Source organism: Thalassospira marina (assembly GCF_002844375.1).
Classification (GTDB): domain Bacteria; phylum Pseudomonadota; class Alphaproteobacteria; order Rhodospirillales; family Thalassospiraceae; genus Thalassospira; species Thalassospira marina.
In genome coordinates, this window is record NZ_CP024199.1 from 1163591 (window position 1) to 1182227 (window position 18637).

At 54.8% G+C, this 18637-nt stretch carries 14 protein-coding genes; 10 read left to right on the plus strand and 4 right to left on the minus strand.

Going from position 1 to position 18637, the window contains the following annotated elements; all coding sequences use genetic code 11:
- Nucleotides 1-22 precede the first annotated feature (22 nt).
- Nucleotides 23-712, plus strand: a complete 690-nt coding sequence (locus CSC3H3_RS05190) for a tetratricopeptide repeat protein (protein WP_101284170.1) — start codon at nt 23-25, stop codon at nt 710-712.
- Between the two features lie 86 nt (nt 713-798).
- On the opposite strand, the gene CSC3H3_RS24970 is transcribed toward CSC3H3_RS05190, so the two are convergent.
- Nucleotides 799-3018, minus strand: a complete 2220-nt coding sequence (locus CSC3H3_RS24970; RefSeq protein ID WP_245881284.1) for a SpoIIE family protein phosphatase — start codon at nt 3016-3018, stop codon at nt 799-801.
- A gap of 3 nt (nt 3019-3021) precedes the next feature.
- A complete protein-coding gene (locus CSC3H3_RS05200; protein ID WP_215907562.1) occupies nt 3022-3327 on the minus strand; it encodes an STAS domain-containing protein in 306 nt (101 codons plus the stop codon).
- Between the two features lie 275 nt (nt 3328-3602).
- On the opposite strand from CSC3H3_RS05200, the gene CSC3H3_RS05205 reads away from it, so the two are divergent.
- Complete coding sequence (locus CSC3H3_RS05205) at nt 3603-5219, plus strand: sigma-54-dependent transcriptional regulator (protein WP_101284174.1); 1617 nt, start codon at nt 3603-3605, stop codon at nt 5217-5219.
- Between the two features lie 73 nt (nt 5220-5292).
- On the opposite strand, the gene cobD is transcribed toward CSC3H3_RS05205, so the two are convergent.
- A complete protein-coding gene (gene cobD / locus CSC3H3_RS05210; RefSeq protein WP_157831838.1) occupies nt 5293-6450 on the minus strand; it encodes a threonine-phosphate decarboxylase CobD in 1158 nt (385 codons plus the stop codon).
- 195 nt (nt 6451-6645) lie between these two features.
- Between cobD and CSC3H3_RS05215 the strand changes: the two genes are divergently transcribed.
- The 3 genes from CSC3H3_RS05215 to CSC3H3_RS05225 all read left to right on the plus strand — a co-directional run bounded on the left by CSC3H3_RS05215 (nt 6646) and on the right by CSC3H3_RS05225 (nt 11383).
- Nucleotides 6646-7620 carry a phytanoyl-CoA dioxygenase family protein gene (locus CSC3H3_RS05215; protein ID WP_245881285.1) on the plus strand — a complete coding sequence of 325 codons (975 nt, stop codon included), beginning with the start codon at nt 6646-6648 and terminating at the stop codon, nt 7618-7620.
- 102 nt (nt 7621-7722) lie between these two features.
- Nucleotides 7723-10785 carry an ATP-binding protein gene (locus CSC3H3_RS05220; protein WP_101284177.1) on the plus strand — a complete coding sequence of 1021 codons (3063 nt, stop codon included), beginning with the start codon at nt 7723-7725 and terminating at the stop codon, nt 10783-10785.
- Between the two features lie 148 nt (nt 10786-10933).
- Complete coding sequence (locus tag CSC3H3_RS05225) at nt 10934-11383, plus strand: hypothetical protein (protein WP_101284179.1); 450 nt, start codon at nt 10934-10936, stop codon at nt 11381-11383.
- Nucleotides 11384-11478: 95 nt separating this feature from the next.
- Here CSC3H3_RS05225 and CSC3H3_RS05230 read toward each other — a convergent pair whose 3' ends face one another.
- Entirely contained in the window at nt 11479-12630 is a 1152-nt protein-coding gene (locus CSC3H3_RS05230) for a M24 family metallopeptidase (RefSeq protein ID WP_101284181.1), read from the minus strand.
- Nucleotides 12631-12861: 231 nt separating this feature from the next.
- On the opposite strand from CSC3H3_RS05230, the gene CSC3H3_RS05235 reads away from it, so the two are divergent.
- From CSC3H3_RS05235 to CSC3H3_RS05255, 5 genes are all read left to right on the plus strand, one after another.
- Nucleotides 12862-13113, plus strand: a complete 252-nt coding sequence (locus tag CSC3H3_RS05235; RefSeq protein ID WP_101264102.1) for a DUF7218 family protein — start codon at nt 12862-12864, stop codon at nt 13111-13113.
- A 211-nt stretch (nt 13114-13324) separates the two neighbouring features.
- A complete protein-coding gene (locus CSC3H3_RS05240) occupies nt 13325-13507 on the plus strand; it encodes a hypothetical protein (RefSeq protein WP_101264103.1) in 183 nt (60 codons plus the stop codon).
- A gap of 721 nt (nt 13508-14228) precedes the next feature.
- Entirely contained in the window at nt 14229-15362 is a 1134-nt protein-coding gene (locus tag CSC3H3_RS05245) for an ABC transporter substrate-binding protein (RefSeq protein WP_101284183.1), read from the plus strand.
- Between the two features lie 23 nt (nt 15363-15385).
- Complete coding sequence (locus CSC3H3_RS05250) at nt 15386-16840, plus strand: sensor domain-containing diguanylate cyclase (protein ID WP_157831839.1); 1455 nt, start codon at nt 15386-15388, stop codon at nt 16838-16840.
- 199 nt (nt 16841-17039) lie between these two features.
- Nucleotides 17040-18458, plus strand: a complete 1419-nt coding sequence (locus CSC3H3_RS05255) for a nicotinate phosphoribosyltransferase (RefSeq protein WP_101284186.1) — start codon at nt 17040-17042, stop codon at nt 18456-18458.
- The last annotated feature ends 179 nt before the right edge of the window (nt 18459-18637 follow it).

An 18637-nucleotide genomic window follows, 5' to 3' on the forward strand; every position in this document is an offset into this window, starting at 1 on the left:
GTGCACGCAGGGTGCTTGGCAAATGGCGCAACCGCAGCCGGTATTTCACACCGCATTGTCGCGAAACGGGCAGGTCATGGACCTGGCGCCTGAAACGCGTTCGCGCCTGCGTCAAATGATCGATGATTTACCTGATATTCCTGCCCGCTTGCGGGTGATGGGGCATGGCCTTCTGGATATGGGTTTGGTGGATCTGGCGCTGGAATGTTTCGGACGTGCGCTTCTGGCCGATGATCTGGACGATGCCACGCATCTGGGGCTGGTGCGGACCTATCTGTTAAAAGGTAATCGTGATCAGGCAGTGGCGCATCTGGAAATTGCCATCAGCTTGCGCCCTGAAATGCGCGATTTGCGGGTTATTCTGGCCGACCTTTTGTGTAACAGCCTGCATTTGCGCCGTGCGCTGGACCAACTGGCACAGGTTTTGGCCGATGAACCCGGCCATGCGGGGGCGCGCCGCGGCCTTGCCAATATCCTGCATGCTTTTGCAGCCGGGGCGGATAAAACGGCACGTCACGATGATGTTAAAACCTTGCCCTCACTCGCCGCGCCAATGGCGATGGGCAGCATGGTGGCAAAGAAGCCGGTTATTTCCGGTGGTGTCATGGTTTGGCAGGAACAGGCCGCCAGCCAGATTGAAGTGAAACGGCACAATGGCCCGGCACAGGCCTGGTATTGGTGCGAGCCAACCCATCCGGCCACCCGCCCGTAAATTGGCGATCGTTTCAGCGATGTGGTCGCAAAGCTGTTGGGGCGACCATACCGAACGATCCTGGCCCCGTTAGCAAATGCAGCCTGTTATCGCCCCTGTACCGTTTGGGGTTGCAGTGTGATCAGCGTGAAATCGTCGTTAAGTTCGCGCGGGGTGTGGTCATAGAAATAATCGGTCACCTGCGATGCCAGATCGCCGCTGCCACCGGGACGGATCATGATATTGTGCAACACATCGCGCAGGCGTTCGGGTTCCAGCATGTTGCCATCGTTTAGCGGCGTTTCGATCAGCGCGTCGCTATAAAGCATCAGGAAACAGTCATCGCAAAAGGGGGTTTCGCGGGTTTCATAACGGGCATCGTTGGTAATGCCCAGAGGCACACCCGACCCGTTGAGAAATTCAAAATCCTGGCCGTTATTTTTGCCGATAATCGGTGATGTTGAAGCGGCACAGGCATATTGAAACAGCGCCTTTTTGCGGTCGATAATACCATACAGCATGGTGGCATATTGCCCGACCGGCAGCAGGCGTTTTAGCTGCACATTTAGCGATTCAAGATAGCTGCCGGGATCGTGAAGGTCTTCATCTTCCGACCACATCAGTGAATGAAGACGGAAGGTATTAAGGGCCGCGCCAATGCCATGCCCGGCGAAATCGACCAGATAAATCGCCAGTCTGTCCTTATCAAGCGGGGCAAGGCCCCAGATATCGCCGCCCAGTTCCGATGACATCTGGAAGGTTGCGCTGATCGACAGGCCATAATCGCGGCCCACAGTACGGTAATAATCCGGGCGGGGAACCAGCATGGCCTGCATATCGTGCGCCAGCACCAGTTCAGACTGGGTTCTGTCGCGATAGGCACGCAACTGTTTGACCAGAATGCGATGTTCCAGATGGATGCGCACACGCGCCAGCAATTCCGATTTATTGAGAGGTTTTAAGATCAGGTCCGTCGCGCCATCCTGGAAGATGCGGGTGCGGCCTTCATTTTCCTCCAGCGCTGTTTGCGCGATGATGGGGATATCGAAAAATTCGGGATCAGCGCGGATTTCCTTGCACACACCATAACCATCCATGCCAGGCATGATGATGTCGAGAATGATCAGATCGGGCTGTTTTTGGCGTACCTGTTCGATGGCATCATTGCCATCACGTGCGAAAATAAGGTTGGTGAAACCATCAGCGCGTAAATAGGACGCGACAATTTCACGCGAAATCATGGTGTCATCGGCAATCAGGATGCGTGCCTGATGCAGTTCGGACAGATCGGTGTTTTCACCGGCAAAGGGCCTGGTTGATACACCCGTTGCCGAGGGGCGTGGCCGCTGGCTGGCTCCGGCTGATATGTTGGTTTGCATATTTGCCGGGGTGGGTGTTGCCACATGCTGGGTTTGGCTGCCGGTTGATGCCGTTATCGGTGGCGGGGACAGGATGCTTGATGTGCTGTGCAGGTTATCTGCGCTGCCCATTGTGGGTTCGGCATTGGCCGAAACACCGGAAAAACGCATGCGGATGGTGCGGCCGCCGCGTTCAAATTGCAGGTCGTGGCACAGGGTTTTGATAAGGGACAAGCCACGGCCAAAGGTGGAATCACTGCCTGGCATGGCGCGCAGATCGGTATGTTGCGGCGGGGTAAAGCCGCGCCCCTGATCATGGATGAAAATTTCAACCCCGCCGGTTTCAAGCTGGCGCGCTGCCAGAATAATCGCGCGATTGCCAAAGGTGGGATCGGCCAGACGTTCGCGGGTGGTTTGTTCGAGGGCGTTGAACTTTTCCATTGATAGATGGCCGGTGGTGTCAATTTCCATATTGCCGTGTAACAGCGAATTGGAAAAAGCCTCCTGCACCGCGATTTCAAGGGTGGGGGCAATTTTGTCATGCAGGACACCGCGCCGGCGCAAGGCGGTAACAAATTTGCGGGCAATGGGCAGGTGATAGGCGCTTTGGGTGGAAAGACAGGCCAGAAGGTCCCATTGCGGGCCGGGAAACGGGCGGCGCAGCGGGCTTAAATCGCCCAGATCAAGCCCGTCAAAGGCCTCGATGAAATAATTGCAATTAAGCCGGGGCAGGGCGCCAAGCCAGTCGGGTGTCACAAGATTGGGCAAAAAACAGGCCTGAAACCGTGTTTCGCGCGGGAAATCTTCAATACCGGTGCCATGAACGAAACGGGTGTCGGATACATCTTCGGGGATGAAAAGATCGGGGCCGAAGGTGATGCGCTTGGCGGTTTCAAGGCTGGCATTGCCGGCAACGGCGACGCGATGGGTCATCGGTGCTGAAGTCGGCAGGGCGGTATTGGCAGACATTGCTTAGTCTTCCATCTGGAAAAGCGTATCGAAACGGGCGACTTCCAGCATCCGTTTCACCTGGCCTTTGGCACCGCGCAGGATAACGGTGGCGCGGTTCTTTTCGCCTTCATCGCGTGCAAGCAACAACATGCCCAAACCGGCGGAATCAATAAATTCAATGCCGGAAAGATCAAACACCTGGGTCGCGGAGGATTGCGCCGAAAGTTCATCGATCAGTTTGCGAAAAACCGCGTGATCGCTAAATGTAAAGCGGCCGGTCATTTCGGTCGTAATGGTGGTGTCGTTCTGCTGCGTCTTATAATTCACGCTGTCTTCCTCCTGATCGGACGTGCCGCCACAAAAATATTTCGAAAATCTTTCAATTGCCGGGTTATATTTTAGCCGAAATTTCTGTCTTCGCCTATATTCGGTCATATGAAGTTTTGTGCACACATCGCAGCAACCCAAAGCCCTAGACTGCCAGAAAAGATAATATCCAGATATATGATTTTTAAGACTGTTTGCGCTAAAAACTTCCCCCGTGATCCTGGCGTTTGATATTGTCGTTGCGCGCGTCGCCACTCAAGGATGTAGTCACCAGCATGGCAGCCCCCAATGCCCGCATTCTGATTGTTGAAGATACCCTGTCACTGGCACGGGTTTATCAGGATTATTTGCGCGTTGACGGGCACAGGATTGAACATGTTGGCACCGGGCGTGATGCCATCAACCTTTTGCGGCAGAACAGCTTTGATGTGGCGATCCTTGATTTGCTGTTGCCCGACATGGATGGGCGCGATGTGTTGCGCATGGCGCATGATGTTTCCCCCCATACCCAGATCATTGTGATTACGGCGCACGGGTCGGTTAATGTTGCGGTTGAGGCAATGCGCGATGGTGCCTATGACTTTTTGTTAAAGCCCTTTACGGCGGAAAAGTTGCGATTCACCGTGCTGGATGCCCTGAAAAACCAGCGTGATGGCGCAAAAAACCGGGCAGAACCGGGCGTGAATGATGGCGGGGATGAAAACCCGCGCCGGGCTGTTTTTGGCGACGGCATAAACGGCGAGGAAGCCCGCAAATATTTTGATTTTATTGGCGCGTCCGACACGATGCGCGGTATTTACCGCATCATTGATTCTGCCGCCCCCAGCCGGGCCACGGTTTTTATTACCGGTGAAAGCGGCACGGGCAAGGAACTGGCCGCAGAGGCCATTCACCGCCGAAGCGAGCGGGCCAATGCGCCGTTTATTCCGCTAAACTGTGGTGCGATCCCCAAGGATTTGATGGAAAGCGAAATTTTCGGTCACGTCAAAGGGGCCTTTACCGGTGCGGTGGTGGACCGCGAAGGGGCCGCGCACCGGGCGGCCAATGGCACCCTGTTTCTTGATGAAATCTGCGAAATGGATCTGGAGCTGCAAACCAAGCTGTTGCGATTTATCCAGACGGGCACCTTTCAAAAGGTGGGTGGCAGTTCGCTTGAAACAGTTGATGTGCGTTTTGTCTGTGCGACCAACCGCGACCCGCTGGAAGAAGTGCGCGCCGGGCGTTTTCGCGAGGATTTATATTATCGCCTGCATGTAATTCCGCTGCATATGCCGCCTTTGCGCGATCGCGGGCATGACGTTTTGCAGATCGCGAATTTTTACCTGCAACGGTTTTCCAGCGAAGAAGGCCGCGATTTCAAACGGTTTTCGCCCGATGTTGCGGACCTGTTTTCGCGTTATTCCTGGCCGGGCAATATTCGTCAGTTACAAAATATCATCCGTAATATTGTGGTGCTGAATAACGGGCCGGAAGTGGTGATGTCGATGGTGCCACGCCCGGTCAGCAATTTTGGCCTTGAAGGGTCGCTGGTTAATGGCTCGATCGAGGCACCGCCGCCGCACCCGGTTGTGTCGGTTGATATGGCCGATGGGGACCGGTTGTGGATGGATGACCCCGAAGCGCTGGCCTTTTTATCGGGCAAGCAGATGCAGCAGCCTCCAAGTGGGGCCGGTTTGGGCATTTTTGCCGCAAGGCCGGCGCGTGCCCGCGATAAAAATAACGGTGCGGGCCGCGGTATCGAAGCCATTCGGCCGTTATGGATGGTGGAAAAAGACGCGATTGAAGACGCCATTGATCGCTGTGATGGCTCCATCCCCCGCGCAGCCGAGGCACTGGGGGTCAGCCCATCAACCATCTATCGCAAAAAGCAGTCCTGGGAAGAAATCGGTTAGGCTTTGCTTGCATCGGCGGGCTTTTGGGGCTGGCGTTGTTCTGCTTTGTGGTGCCGGGACCGTCTGGGCGCTATCAGCCCAACATTTGAAAATCAGCCAGCGCCGTTGCAAGACGGTCCATATTTGCCTGCGTGCCGGGCAGGCCAAAACGTAACCAGTTTGGCGCATGGACAAAGCCGCGTACCCAAATGCCGCGTTGCGCCAGATGTTGTTGCAAAGCAGGCAGGCTGGGCCCGGCATAAAGGCGTAACAGGTCCGTACCGCCAAGCAGTTTGGCACCCGTACCCGTGGCGCGAAGCACCTGTTCATCCAGCCAGTTTGCCTGGTGGTGCAAATTTTCGCGGGTTTGCTGCTGCCAGTTTTTGTCGGCCAGTGCCTGTGTTGCAATATGCAGGGCCGGGCCGGGGACCGACCAGGGTCCAAGCCTGTCGGCCAGATCGGCAATCAGGGCAGGTGCCCCGACAGCAAACCCAACACGCATCCCTGCCAGCCCAAAGAATTTACCGAAGGACCGTAAAATAACGGTGTTTTCCAGTTCGGCAATGTGCCCGCACAGGGTGTTTTCCGGGCAGGTATCGGCAAAGGCTTCGTCAAGGATCAGGTATTTGCCGCGATCCTGCAGGTGATTGGCAAAATTGCGCAGGGTTTGGGCATCCGTCACACCGCCATCGGGGTTGTTGGGGTTCACAATGACGAAAACATCGTGGTCATCAATCACCGCTGCCAATGCAGGGTTATCATGCGGACTTTGCCAGCCTGAAGTCTCAAGGGATGTTTTGGCATCGGCATTCGCATTGGTCGGCACCATTTGCGGGTGCGCAATCAGGTGCTGGCGGGTTTGTGGGGTTGTCTGGATTTCGGTGGTGGTCATGCCAGCACGCTGCCAGGCCGGGGCATGTTCGCCGTAAGTGGGGCCCAAAACCGCAACCTTTTTGATCGGCGTTTTTGCCGCCAGCACAAAGGGCAAAAGCTGAATCAGCGCCTGTGTCCCGGGCGCGCAGACAATATGCCCGGAAACCGGAATGCCGTAATATTGTTCGGCAGCGCCGAGAACCTGTTCCAGATCGCGCGCAAGTGGCAGCCTTTGCCAATATTCAACGGGGATATCGCCAATGTCGTAGGGCAGGGGATTAATGCCGGTCGAAAGGTCCAGCCATTGATCAAGGGCGATGCCATAACGTTTTGCCGCCAGATCGATCGCGCCACCATGATGGAAAAGGTCATCCTTCATTTTATCGGCTGCTCCGTCCTTTGGCGGTTGGTGGGGGTTATTGCCTAGCGCGCCTTGGCAAAGCTGGCAAGTGGCGTGCGGGAAAATGGTGAAGAATGACGGGCATAGACGGCATATCTGAACGGATGATATGCGCGGGCAGGGCTTGCGCCATCCCCCAATCAGCCATATCGTCCGCCGCGGTTCGGGGCCTTGGTGTTTGCTGGTAATGTGCGTGGCCGTGTCAGTGCCGGTACCAGTGGTTACGAAGGCGGCAGCAATACAGGATTTTCGCATATGATGACGGTTGAACAGGCCAAAAACGCCGATTTCTGGCGTGGGTTAAATCCCGGTTTGCAAATATGCGGGGTGAGTGCTTCGTCTCCTCAATTGGCAGATGCAAATACGGATGCAGCAAATGCGGCTACGGACCTGTTTGCGACAACGGATTTTTCGGCCCTTTCCGACCGGTTTTGGGACGAAGGCTATTTCCTGTTACATGATATTTTGCCAGCGGAACTTCTGGCCCGCTTGCGCGCAGCGATAGAACAGCTTATTGCCAGTGGCCTGCCGCCGGCAATGATTTACCTGTATGACGAAGCCTGGCAGGTTTTTAGCGCCCTGCGCCCGCTTTTGACCCATTTTCTGGGCGAAAAGATTGCCCTGTTACCGCATTTCTGGGCCTGGCATGTGGACCCGCGCGACGGGGGCCGGGGCTGGCCACCACACCGGGATTATCAGGGCGAAAGTGCGATTGGCGATGACATGCTGATCAGCCTGTCGCTGTGGGTGCCGCTTTCGGATGCAACACCCGAGAATGGCTGTATGTATGTATTGCCGCGCAGTTTCGAGAGGTGGTATGATTCCCCTGTTACTAAACCTCAGGACGTTGTGTTACAGGATGTAAGGGCATTGCCAGCCGGGCCGGGGGCGGTTATGGGCTGGCGTCAGGACGTGTATCACTGGGGCAGCCGGGCATCGCGGCACGCATCTTCCCCGCGGATCAGTCTTTCGCTTGAATTTCAGAATGCGGCATTTGACCCGTTGGGCGACCCGCTTCTGGATCTTGAGACACCGCCATCCTTTGACGAACGGCTTTTGCTGATTGCCGGGCAGTTTGAAAAATACCGGCATATGCAAAATATGGATGACGAAACCCTGGCCTGGTGCCAGGCGATATTGAAGGGCTGACCGGGGTTTTCGCCACAGACAGGCAAAAATGACGGAACCGGCAGAAAAACGGCATTTCCGCCGGATAAAAACAGTGTGACGTGATTGGGAACTGGGGGATAGATGCTTCGATTGACGGCCATTTGTGTGGTGGCGTTTGCTTTTATCGCTGGTGTCTATTCGACTGTTCCCCTTCTGATCGGGTCACTGGACAGGGAACTGTCCTTTGCCATCGCCTTTGTGGTTGAATTCATGGCGCTGTTTTCGGTGGCCATTGGCCTTGTCATTTACGACACGACCCGGCGACGCCAGCTTTTATATGTTGCGCTGGGGATGGTTTCATTATCGGTGGGGGATGGGGTTGGCCTTGCCGCGCCGGTTATTTTACCGCATTTGCAGCCGGGCTGGTTATGGGCATTGTTATCGGATGTTTCGTGGTTTTCCCTGTTTAGCCGCGTTGTCGCCAATGTCTTTTTCCTGATCAGTGTTTTGCGGGCCAATGCGCGCGATAATACCTGCCGTAATGACCAGCTTTGGGTGGCGATCCCGGTTATTCTGATTTGTGCGATTGCCGTGCAACTGGCGCTGTCGCTGTTTTCCACGACCTTTGCCTACGATATTTCCCATATTTTTGCGCATATGATGATGCTGCCGCTTTTGGTCAGCACCGTTTTGGCGGTGATGGTTCTGTCGGGCTATCTGATGCGGGTGGTGCGTCGGCCAACTGCCTTTGAAGTGCTGTTCACCGTGTTTTTGTTAAATTCGCTATATCACCATATGGCGTTTGTGCTGTTTGATGATGCCGGGCGCGCCATAACAGCCGAATTTTTAATGCCATCGCGGCTGTTTAGTTATGGCTGTGTGCTGGTGGCGATGGTGGCAGCCCTGCGCGATCTTTATCGCAGTGCATCGCAATCCAGTTCGGCCAAAAGTGCATTTTTGGCAACCATGAGCCACGAAATCCGCACGCCATTAAACGGGGTTCTGGGCATGGCGCAATTATTGCGCCAGACCAGCCTGAACCAGGTTCAGCGTGAACGGGTGGATGCCATTTTATCGTCCGGCCGGGCCTTGATGACCCTGCTGAACGATATCCTGGATATGAGCAAGATCGAAGCCGGCCATGCCGACGTTGAAGCACGGCCCTTTCGCCCCTATGACGTGACATGTGATTTATCCAATGCGATTTTGGCCCTGACCCAGGAAAAGAACCTGAAACTGGTATGGGATGATAAAATCCTGCGTAATCGCATCTTTATTGGCGACGAAGTGCGGTTTCGCCAGGTTTTGTGGAACCTTTTGTCAAATGCGGTGAAGTTTACCCGCAAGGGATCCGTGCAGCTTGTGGTCGAACATGACCCCAGCCGCGCAGGCGGGCGCATACCGGGCAGCCGCCCGAACGAGGTTTACCGTTTTTCTGTTAGCGATACCGGCATCGGCATTGCGCCGGAACGCCAGGCACGCATTTTCCAGGCCTTTACCCAGGGCGATAATTCGACCATGCGCCAGTTTGGCGGAACGGGGCTGGGCCTGTCGATTTCGCAAAACCTGATCACGATGATGGGCGGGCATATTGGCCTGCATAGCGTGCCCGGTCAGGGAACCCGGTTTGATTGCTGGCTGCCGTTTGATGTGCGCAGTGTCGAGGTAAACCAGCCCGAAAACAGCCTGGCCCAGCGCGAAGAAAATGCGCTGAGCATCCTTGCCGATAAAAAGGTGCTGGTGGTCGAGGATAACGAAATCAACGCCAATGTGATGGCATCCTTTCTGGAACGGATGGGGTTGAAGGTTGATATCGTTGGTAATGGGCGCCTGGCCGTGCAGGCCTTTCAGAATGATGAATATGACGCCATCCTGATGGATGCGCATATGCCGGTTCTTGATGGCGAGGGGGCAACCCGCCATATCCGGGAAATTGAACGCGAAGCCAGCGGCGGGCGCATTCCCATTATTGGTGTTACTGCCGACGCCTTTGCCGACCGGCAACGTGATTTTCTGGCTGCGGGCATGGACGAGGTTTTAACCAAACCGGTCGAGGAACGCCGCCTGCATGCCAGCCTGATCCATCATTTGCGGGGCAGGGGCGATATGGTTGATCCATCGGGCATGGGATTTTCACCTGCATCCGATGCGATTGAAACCAACCCGGTGCGTCTGGCCGATATCCCCTGGCAAACACTGGCCGAAATCAGAACAGCGGGCATGCCCAAGGCCGACCTGGCCCTGGAAAATGGCGATGTGATGGGCGAAAACGCCCGTGCCGCACGCTGGGCCGATAATGCGATTGATGTTGCATCCCCCAAAAAACAGGACCTGCCAGCCCCCGCCCAACAACATGCAATCCGCACCATGCAGCGCAAACCGGCAGATGTGGCAGAAGCGGCAGAAGCGGCACAAATGGCACAAGTGGCACAAGTGGCAGATCGTAAAGAGGTGCAGCGCAACGTTGCGAACGGCACTGTTGCTGCCAGTGCCGTTGCGCCAAAGGATCGCCCGGCACCTGTTGATCCTACTGCGCCGCTTGCACAGGCAACACCCGTCGCATCATCAGCCGAAGAAGTGAATGCCAATGGTGCGAAACCCGAAATTGCGCGGGAAAAAACGGGTGACCAGCGGCCTTTGCGGGTGCGTCAGGGCATTGGTGCAAAGCTGAAACGGCGTTTTTCCAGCCAGAGCGGCCGTGATGACAGTGCAAAAACAACAGCCAACACATCCGCAAAATCCACAAAGGCAGCCGGAAGCGAACAGGCACAGCAACAGGCCATAACGGCTGATGGCGCGGCCCAAACCACGGATAAGCCCGCAGCACCGCCGCAAGCCGCCGTTGAAAGCAGTGTAAGCGAGTTTGAAACCCCGCTGGTTAACGAGGTGCGCCTGCAGGAAATGCTGGATGCATTGGGTAATGAGCAGATGACGACACTGGTGCGCATGCTGCCTGATGCCTTTCGCGAGGAACGCGAACGTATGACCAATGCCGTTGCCGATAATGATGCCGTCGCGTTTCGCCGTGCGGCCCATTCCCTGAAGGGCATGGCAGCCAACCTTGCGGCTGACAGGATTTCACGCAAGGCGCGCGAGCTGGAATATTTTGACGGACCGCTGGATCAGACGCTGGTTCTGATCGAGGATTTGAACGGTGTTTTACAGCAAACCATGCAAAAGTTGCTGGAGGATACGGCAGGTTAAAACCAGCCGCGTCACAGCACGGTGTGGGTAAAAGCCCGGTTTTTCGGGCAAATTAGCGGCGGTTTTGTTCAATTATCGCAAGGTTGATTGCAAAGTTTTTCCCGTGTTAGGTGAGGGGGATTGAGGGGCGACACAGGAGAAAAGACACATGAAACGCGTTCTTTCCAAATTGATCCTTTGGGCCATTCCGGCAACGGCACTGTTATGCGGGTCGGCATTGGCCGATGCCCCGTCCAAAACATCCGGCCCGGCTGATGGCGCATCGCAGCCTGCACGCAAGCAGGTGCAAATCCTTGATACCAAACAGAATGTCGAAATTACCGGTAAAAAGGGCCAGCTTGCCAATTTGTCCAACCCCGATACCGGCATGAAGGAAACGGCGGTGGTGATGGAAACAACCGACCTTGAAAGCCGCCCCATCATGATCGCAATGCGCCTTGAACATCCATTGGGCGAGGCAGAGCTGGAATATTTCGATAAAAACAGCCCCGGCAATGTTGCGATTTCGGCGAAATGCCAGGAAGTGCTGGTCGCGCAAATGCCAAGCGGACGCCATATTGCGCAGGGTAACCAGTGCAATGTCACCGATTTTGAGTGATCGGCCGCGTCAGTAACACCGTGATGTGATGCCAGAAAGAACGATCCCGGCGGCAGGCGATAGCGCATTGCCGCCGGGCAAAGATCGGTGTGTGTTTAGCGCGTGATCAGGTCAAGCGCGTGGCGCGATACGGCGTCATTGCCGGTTTCCGTCACAATCACGGAATGGCCGGGGCACATGGCAAAGCCACTTTCGCTGTCCATCAAAATCATATGCAGGAAAAATACCATGCCCGGTTCGGCGATGACCGGATTGGCATGATAGAACATGGGCCAGTCCATCCAGTTCGGGGCAAAGGTTGTTCCCATGGAATAACCACAGGCATTAAGGCGATGCGCATTCATGCCATTTGCATCGCAAACGCGGGCATAGGCATCAAACACATTGCCAATCGGTTCGCCCGGTTTCAGGGCGGTGCGGCAGGCATCCATCGCCTCGCAGGCGACCTTGTGCATTTCAACATGGCGGGCATTTGCGGCTCCAACCGGGATGGTGCGCATCATTGCCGCATGATAGTGGCGATAGGCACCGGCCCATTCCAGCGTGATCTGGTCAGTTTCCGCCAGATGTTTGCGGCCGGAAAAATACCGGCACAACAGGGCATCACGCCCGGCGCCGATGATAAATTCATTGCCGGGATAATCGCCGCCACCGGCAAAAATTGCGCCCTGCATGGCAGCAAGAACGTCGCCTTCAAATGCACCGGCATGAACGGTATCAAGGGCGGCGTCCCAGGCATCGTCGGCCAGTTCGCCCGCACGACGGATATAGGCCAGTTCAGCCGGGCTTTTCACCACGCGCAGTTCGGAAACCAGGCGTGATGCATCGCTTAATGTGCAAAAGCCATCCAGGGCTGATTCCAGCTTTTTGCCATTGGCGGCGGTCAGGCCATAGGCATCATATTCAACGCCCAGCTTTTTGTTGGCCACACCAAATTCGGCCAGCATATCGCGCAATTGCAGGGCCGGGTTAACGTCGGGCCCATCTACCCAGATGCGGATATCCTCGATATCGGATGTATGGCGGGCCTGACGCAAATCAGGGGCGCGGGTGATCAGGGCGACACGGCCATCGGTGCCCAGATACAGGCACTGGAAAAATACATATCCAAACGTGTCATAGCCGGTCAGGTAAAACATGCTTTCCTGGCGGAACATCAAAAGGCCATCAAGGCCGGCGTCTTCCAGTTTGGCAATGGTTGCAGCCCGGCGTTGTGCCAGTTCGCTGCGTTCAAAATGCAGGGGCATCGTGGATTTCCTGTTATCGGTCTGTGGCGATGGAACGCAAATAGGCTAAGTCGCCAAGGACGCTATCAATTTTCCGAAAATGACGCACATCCTATTTTGGTTTTAGCACCTTGCGGGACCGGCAAATTATACGTAGGGCGCGCGCAAACAGCGTAGGGTTGCCCGCCTGTCATGGAACAGTCACGCCGCATATTCGTTAAACTGGTATCGTAACAATTGACGGAGGCAATCTTGGTTAAGGATCATGGGCCGTCGATAAAGGATGATGAAACCTATCAACGCCTGCGAGACGAGGGTGCCAGCAAGGAAAAGGCAGCCCGTATTGCCAATGCCGGTACGCAAGCCAGCAAAAAGGGTGGCAAACACCCGCCTTACGAAGAATGGACCCGCGATGATTTGTATGCGCAGGCCAGAAAGGTTGGCATTGATGGCCGCTCGGATATGACCAAGGACCAACTGATCAGGGCGCTGCGCACTCATTAGGGCGGGCAAATATAACTCTGTTTTAATGCCGGTTTCCCGTTTGCGTCTGCGGCAAAGCCGCGGCGGGCCTTGTGCTGCGATGAATTTGCGCAGGCGGGTTGGAATCTTGCAGATTTGTTACCACATCATGGTTTCGGACTTGTGACACGGGGATCACAAGGCGGTCTGTTATTGCCTTTGTTACACCAACTGCTAGTGAAAGGAGCAAAAAATGGCAAGCTACAGCGACCTTAAACGTCATTCGGCGTCCCCAAACGATACGAAAATGGCTGGTCCGCGATATGAAAAATGGAATCGCGACGACCTTTATCATCTGGCGAAGGTACGCGGCATCGAAGAACGTGCGCGTATGAGCAACGAAGAACTGATCCAGGCTCTGCGCCGTCAGAGTTAAGGATTTGACTTTCCCGCATATGACAGGTGTGAAAACACTCCCAAGCCTGCAGCAGGATGCGCAGGCGACAATCTTGCGGGGCAGGCAATCAGGTGTGACCATCGTTTGCATTGCCTGCCCGATGTTTCCTTCCCTTTCCATGTCCCGCGAATACATCTAGCACAGCACCCCAGGCCTTTTATCCGTATGGCTGCTCAAACCTGCCCGGATGGATCATCTTTCGGGCGAATGGAGAGGGGTGAATCGTGGATTTTGGCGGGATCGGGCTTTGAGACATGTTGGCAAAAGCCCGGAATATTCGCGAACCATATAGGCAGAATTTAAAAACCACAGCAGGAATATCGGTCAGGTTGTGGATTTGAGCGGGAAAATAAAGTTGAGGTGCTTTTTTTTCTGCAACCGCCAATTCAGACTATGCGCCTGTCTGAGCACGGTATTTTGTATCAGCGCGTTATGCCCAGTTTGGATTAATTCAAAAATATTGGCTAAAAATAAGGTTATTCTGGTTTATATTGGTATGTGCCAAATGTAGCCACAGGTCGTGAAATGGGGGAAATGCCATAGGGGACCCGGGCTTGGTCTATGGCGGGCTATTCTAAAGAAGGGCCTAAGCGCATTTGACCCCGGCCCTGTAATTGATTATGGCCTTGAATGCCGTTTATTAGGGCGGCGTAATTTCCTGGAAATACAGGAACATCAAAGGGGCGGGGCAAGCCGGGTGATGGTACTGCGAACAATTGGCGCGCTGCTGACAGGGGTCATTCTGTCGGCTGGTTGCGGACAGGCGCTGGCTGAAACAGCGCATATGCCGCGCGTTGCCTTTATCAACCCAGGATTTGGCAGCAAAGGCTTCTGGAAAGACGTCAGCGAAACCATGCATGCTGCGGCAAAGCAGTTCGGTTTTGAAATTGTCGAATTTGACAGCGATCGCCAGTGGCCCCTGATGGCGCAAAATGCCAATCGCGTTTTTGCCATGGACCCGCCGCCAGATTACATCATCGCCTCGAACGAGCATCAGCAGGGTGGCCGCATCATCATCGAGGCCAATACCCGCCACATCCCGATTTTCATGCTGCTAAATGACCTGACGGACGAGCAAAAGGCCCGCCTGGGCCATGCGGGTGGTAAAAAGCTGCCTTACTGGATTGCCACCCTGACACCCGATAATAAAAAGGCGGGTTATGATATTGCCCGGTCGCTGGTGGTGGCGGATGAAAAACTGCATCCTGATGAAACAGATCGCGATATTTGCCTGCTGTCATTGACCGGGGACTGGAACACGCCAGCATCGCTGGACCGCATTGCCGGGCTGGACCTTGCATTGGCGGATTTCCCCGTGCTTGATGAAAAGCGCCGGCTGGTTGCCAACTGGTCCTATGACGAGGCCTATAAACGCACGGCAGGCTGGCTGCCCGAAGGGTGCCTGGATGCCGTTTGGGCCGCAAATGACGATATTGCACGTGGTGCAATTGCCGCAATTGAGGATACAGGCAAGGTCGCAGGCAAAGATGTTGTGGTGGGGGGCTTGAATTGGTCGGCCCAAGGTCTGAAATTGGTGAAAGAGGGAAAAATGACCATGACCCATGGTGGCCACTTTCTGGCCGGGGCGTGGATTATGGTTATGTTGAATGACTTTCACAACGGGGTTGATCTGCAAGGCAAGGGGCCAAATTATTCATTTCCCATGCAGGCAATTACCCGTGATAACGTAGACCTGTTTCAGGAGAAGTTTGGCAAGCGCGACTGGAATATTGTGGACTTCACGACTTTTTCCCTGTCTGGCAGGGAAAAGGACGGCGCGACTTACCAGTTTGATCTGAAACACCTGTTTGCCGCGATAAAACCTGACCGATGAAAAAGAAACAAGGATAAGAAGTGGTGCAAGCACCATCCGGCGCAGCGAAAAAGGAAGATTTGGGTAAGCTCAGACCTGGCAGTTCGCTTTTTGCGCGTCAGCTTCGCTGGGGCCTTTTGATCGCTTTGTGCCTTGGTATCCTGATTATGCTTTATCAGGGGATATCTGATTATCGTTCCCTGTTAAATGTTTATGACCAGACCAACGAACGTGTCATCAATTCCACGCTTGCAGTTGCCGGTACGGCCGTGCAGGAACGCGATATGGAACTGGCAAATGCCGTGACCTATAGCGCGATGGTGCAGCGTTCTGTGGCATCGGTTCGTCTTATCACGCTCGATGGCAAGGTTCTGGCCGAACAGCACCGTGACCTGTCGGCATTACCGCAAAGCATGTGGACCGATAGCCTGTTTGGCGGCACGGTAACGCAGAATATTCCGCTTTATGCACCCTCGACCGACCTTTTGGACCGTATTGCGGTGGGCGAGCTTGAAATTACATTTTCCCCGCATGTCTATATTGCGGCCCTCTATGGCCGGGTTGAGATTTCGTTTATCGGGGTGTTTGTGTTTGCGCTGGCAATGACCTTTGCCGCCGTTGGTGTGACCTATTTTATCGTTACCAAACCGTTGCTGGAACTGATTGGCTATATGGTCAAGGTCAACCCGACGGATACGAAAAAGTCCCTGCCTTTGCCGCCGCCTTACCGGCATGACGATGAAATCCAGTTGCTGGGATCGTCCATGATCGGGCTGTTCGCCCTGATCCGCAGCAAGGTTGAAAAGCTTGCCAATGTTACCGAAGAACTGAAATCAACCAATCTCAGCCTGGAAACGCGGGTCGAACAGCGTACCCACGAGCTTAACCAGGCTGTTGAAAAGCTGGAATTACTGGCCGCGACCGACCCGCTGACCGGCCTGGCCAACCGCCGTGCCCTGATGGGCCGGTTGAAAAATGCTATTGCCGTTTGGAAACGGCGCGGGACGCGGGTGGGGATCATCATCCTCGATCTTGATCATTTCAAAACCCTGAATGATACCTATGGGCATCAGACGGGGGATATGGTGCTTAAATCGCTGGCTGCGGTGTTTGGCCGTGTGCTGCGCGAAACGGACCTTCCTGCCCGGGTTGGCGGTGAAGAATTTGCCGTTCTGATCAGTGATGAAGATGAAAACGGCCTTTCCACCGTTGCCGAACGTTTGCGCAAGGCGATTTCCGAAGACGTGATCAATGCGAATGGCACCACCATTCATTATACCGCCAGCCTTGGTATTGCCTGCCTGCCGGTGAAGTCGGACCTTGATATGGGCGATGGCGATGGCATTGAAGGGCTTCTGCGCCAGGCGCGCGAAGTCGAAAGCATTATTGACCAGCTTTATTCCCTTGCCGACAAAGCCCTTTATGCCGCCAAGGAAAAAGGCCGTAATCGCTGGGAGCTTGGGGACCCACCTGCGAATTTCCCGCTGGCTGGCGAATAAACCCGTAATCTTTTGCCAATCTTTCTGTTTTTCAAGGCGAGCGCATTATTACCCCATACATGGCTTAATTGCCGGTATGGGGCAGTTCATGTTTGCGAAATGGGCTGGCATGGTTCAAAACGGTGGTGGTTTTGCAACGCAATATCATTTGTGTGCATATCGGTTTTAAGACTGCGTTTCGCAGCAAAGAGGCTAGGCCATGACTTCGATCGCCCTATCTGCCGCCGTAACGACGGATCCGCTGTGCAATATCCTGCTAAATGTGGATAGCTACAAAGCCAGCCATCCCTATCAATACCCGCCAGAAACCACCCATATTTACAGCTATATCGAAAGCCGGGGTGGCAAGTGGGATCGTGCGGTGTTTTTTGGTTTGCAGATGTTTCTGAAAGAATATCTGATCAAACCCATTACCCAGGCGATGATCGATGACGCCGAAAGCTTCTGGCAGGCGCATGGCGAGCCCTTTTACCGGGAAGGCTGGCAACATATCCTTGATGCGCATCAGGGATATTTGCCGGTAAAGATTTGCGCGGTGCCCGAAGGCAGCATCATCCCGACCGGGAATGTCATGCTTAGCGTGATTAACACTGACCCCAAATGTTTCTGGCTGACATCGGCGCTGGAAACGGCTTTGTTGCGTGCGGTCTGGTATCCGACAACGGTTGCCACCAATTCGTGGCAGTGCAAACAGGTGATCGCCAAATATCTGGATCAGACATCGGATGATGTTGGGCAGATCGCATTCAAGCTGCATGATTTTGGCGCACGCGGTGTTTCCAGCCTGGAAAGTGCCGCCATTGGCGGTGTTGCCCATCTGGTTAATTTCATGGGCACCGATACGGTTAGCGGTGTTCTGGCCGCGCGCAAATATTACGGCGAGGAAATGGCCGGTTTTTCCATTCCTGCGGCCGAACATTCAACCATGACATCCTGGGGGCGTGACCACGAGGCTGATGCCTATCGCAATATGATCCGCCAGTTTGGCGGGGCAGGGAAGCTGGTGGCGGTCGTTTCTGACAGCTATGACCTGTATCATGCGGTTGATCATATCTGGGGCGAGGAACTGCGCCAGGAAGTGATTGATAGCGGGGCGACCATTGTTGTGCGCCCGGATTCAGGCGACCCCGCGACGGTCCCGGTGGATTGCGTTATTCGTCTGGGCGAAAAATTTGGCTATAGCACCAATGCCAAAGGCTACAGGGTGCTGGCCCCCTGTGTTCGGGTTATCCAGGGTGATGGCATTAATATTGATACTATCGGTGCGATTTTGAAAAACCTCGCCGATCAGGGCTGGGCAGCGGATAATATTGCCTTTGGCATGGGCGGTGGCCTGCTTCAGCAGCTTAACCGCGATACCCTGAAATTCGCCATGAAATGCTCGGCCGCCAAGGTTGGCGGCAACTGGATCGATGTCTACAAAGACCCGGTCACGGATCATGGCAAACTTAGTAAACGCGGGCGTTTGGGGCTTGTTCTGCGTGATGGTGTCTATCAAACCGTTTCGGAAGACGAAGCCGGTGAAAACACCCTGCTGGAACCGGTTTTCTGCAATGGTAAATTGCTGCGGGACTGGACTTTTGCCGAAATCCGCGCGCGTGCCGATAAGGCGGAATAACGCAAAAAAAAGCAGCTTGTAATACGTCATTGGGGCAGGCATCGACTTGCCCCTTTTGTTTTGCAAATGGCGCTGGGCCTTGATGCCGAAACAGACAAACCCCGAACGGGCATGTTCGGGGTTTGTGGGGCTTGAAGTACGAATGACAGGCTGTGATGCAGGGCCAAGTTGCCCGCCGT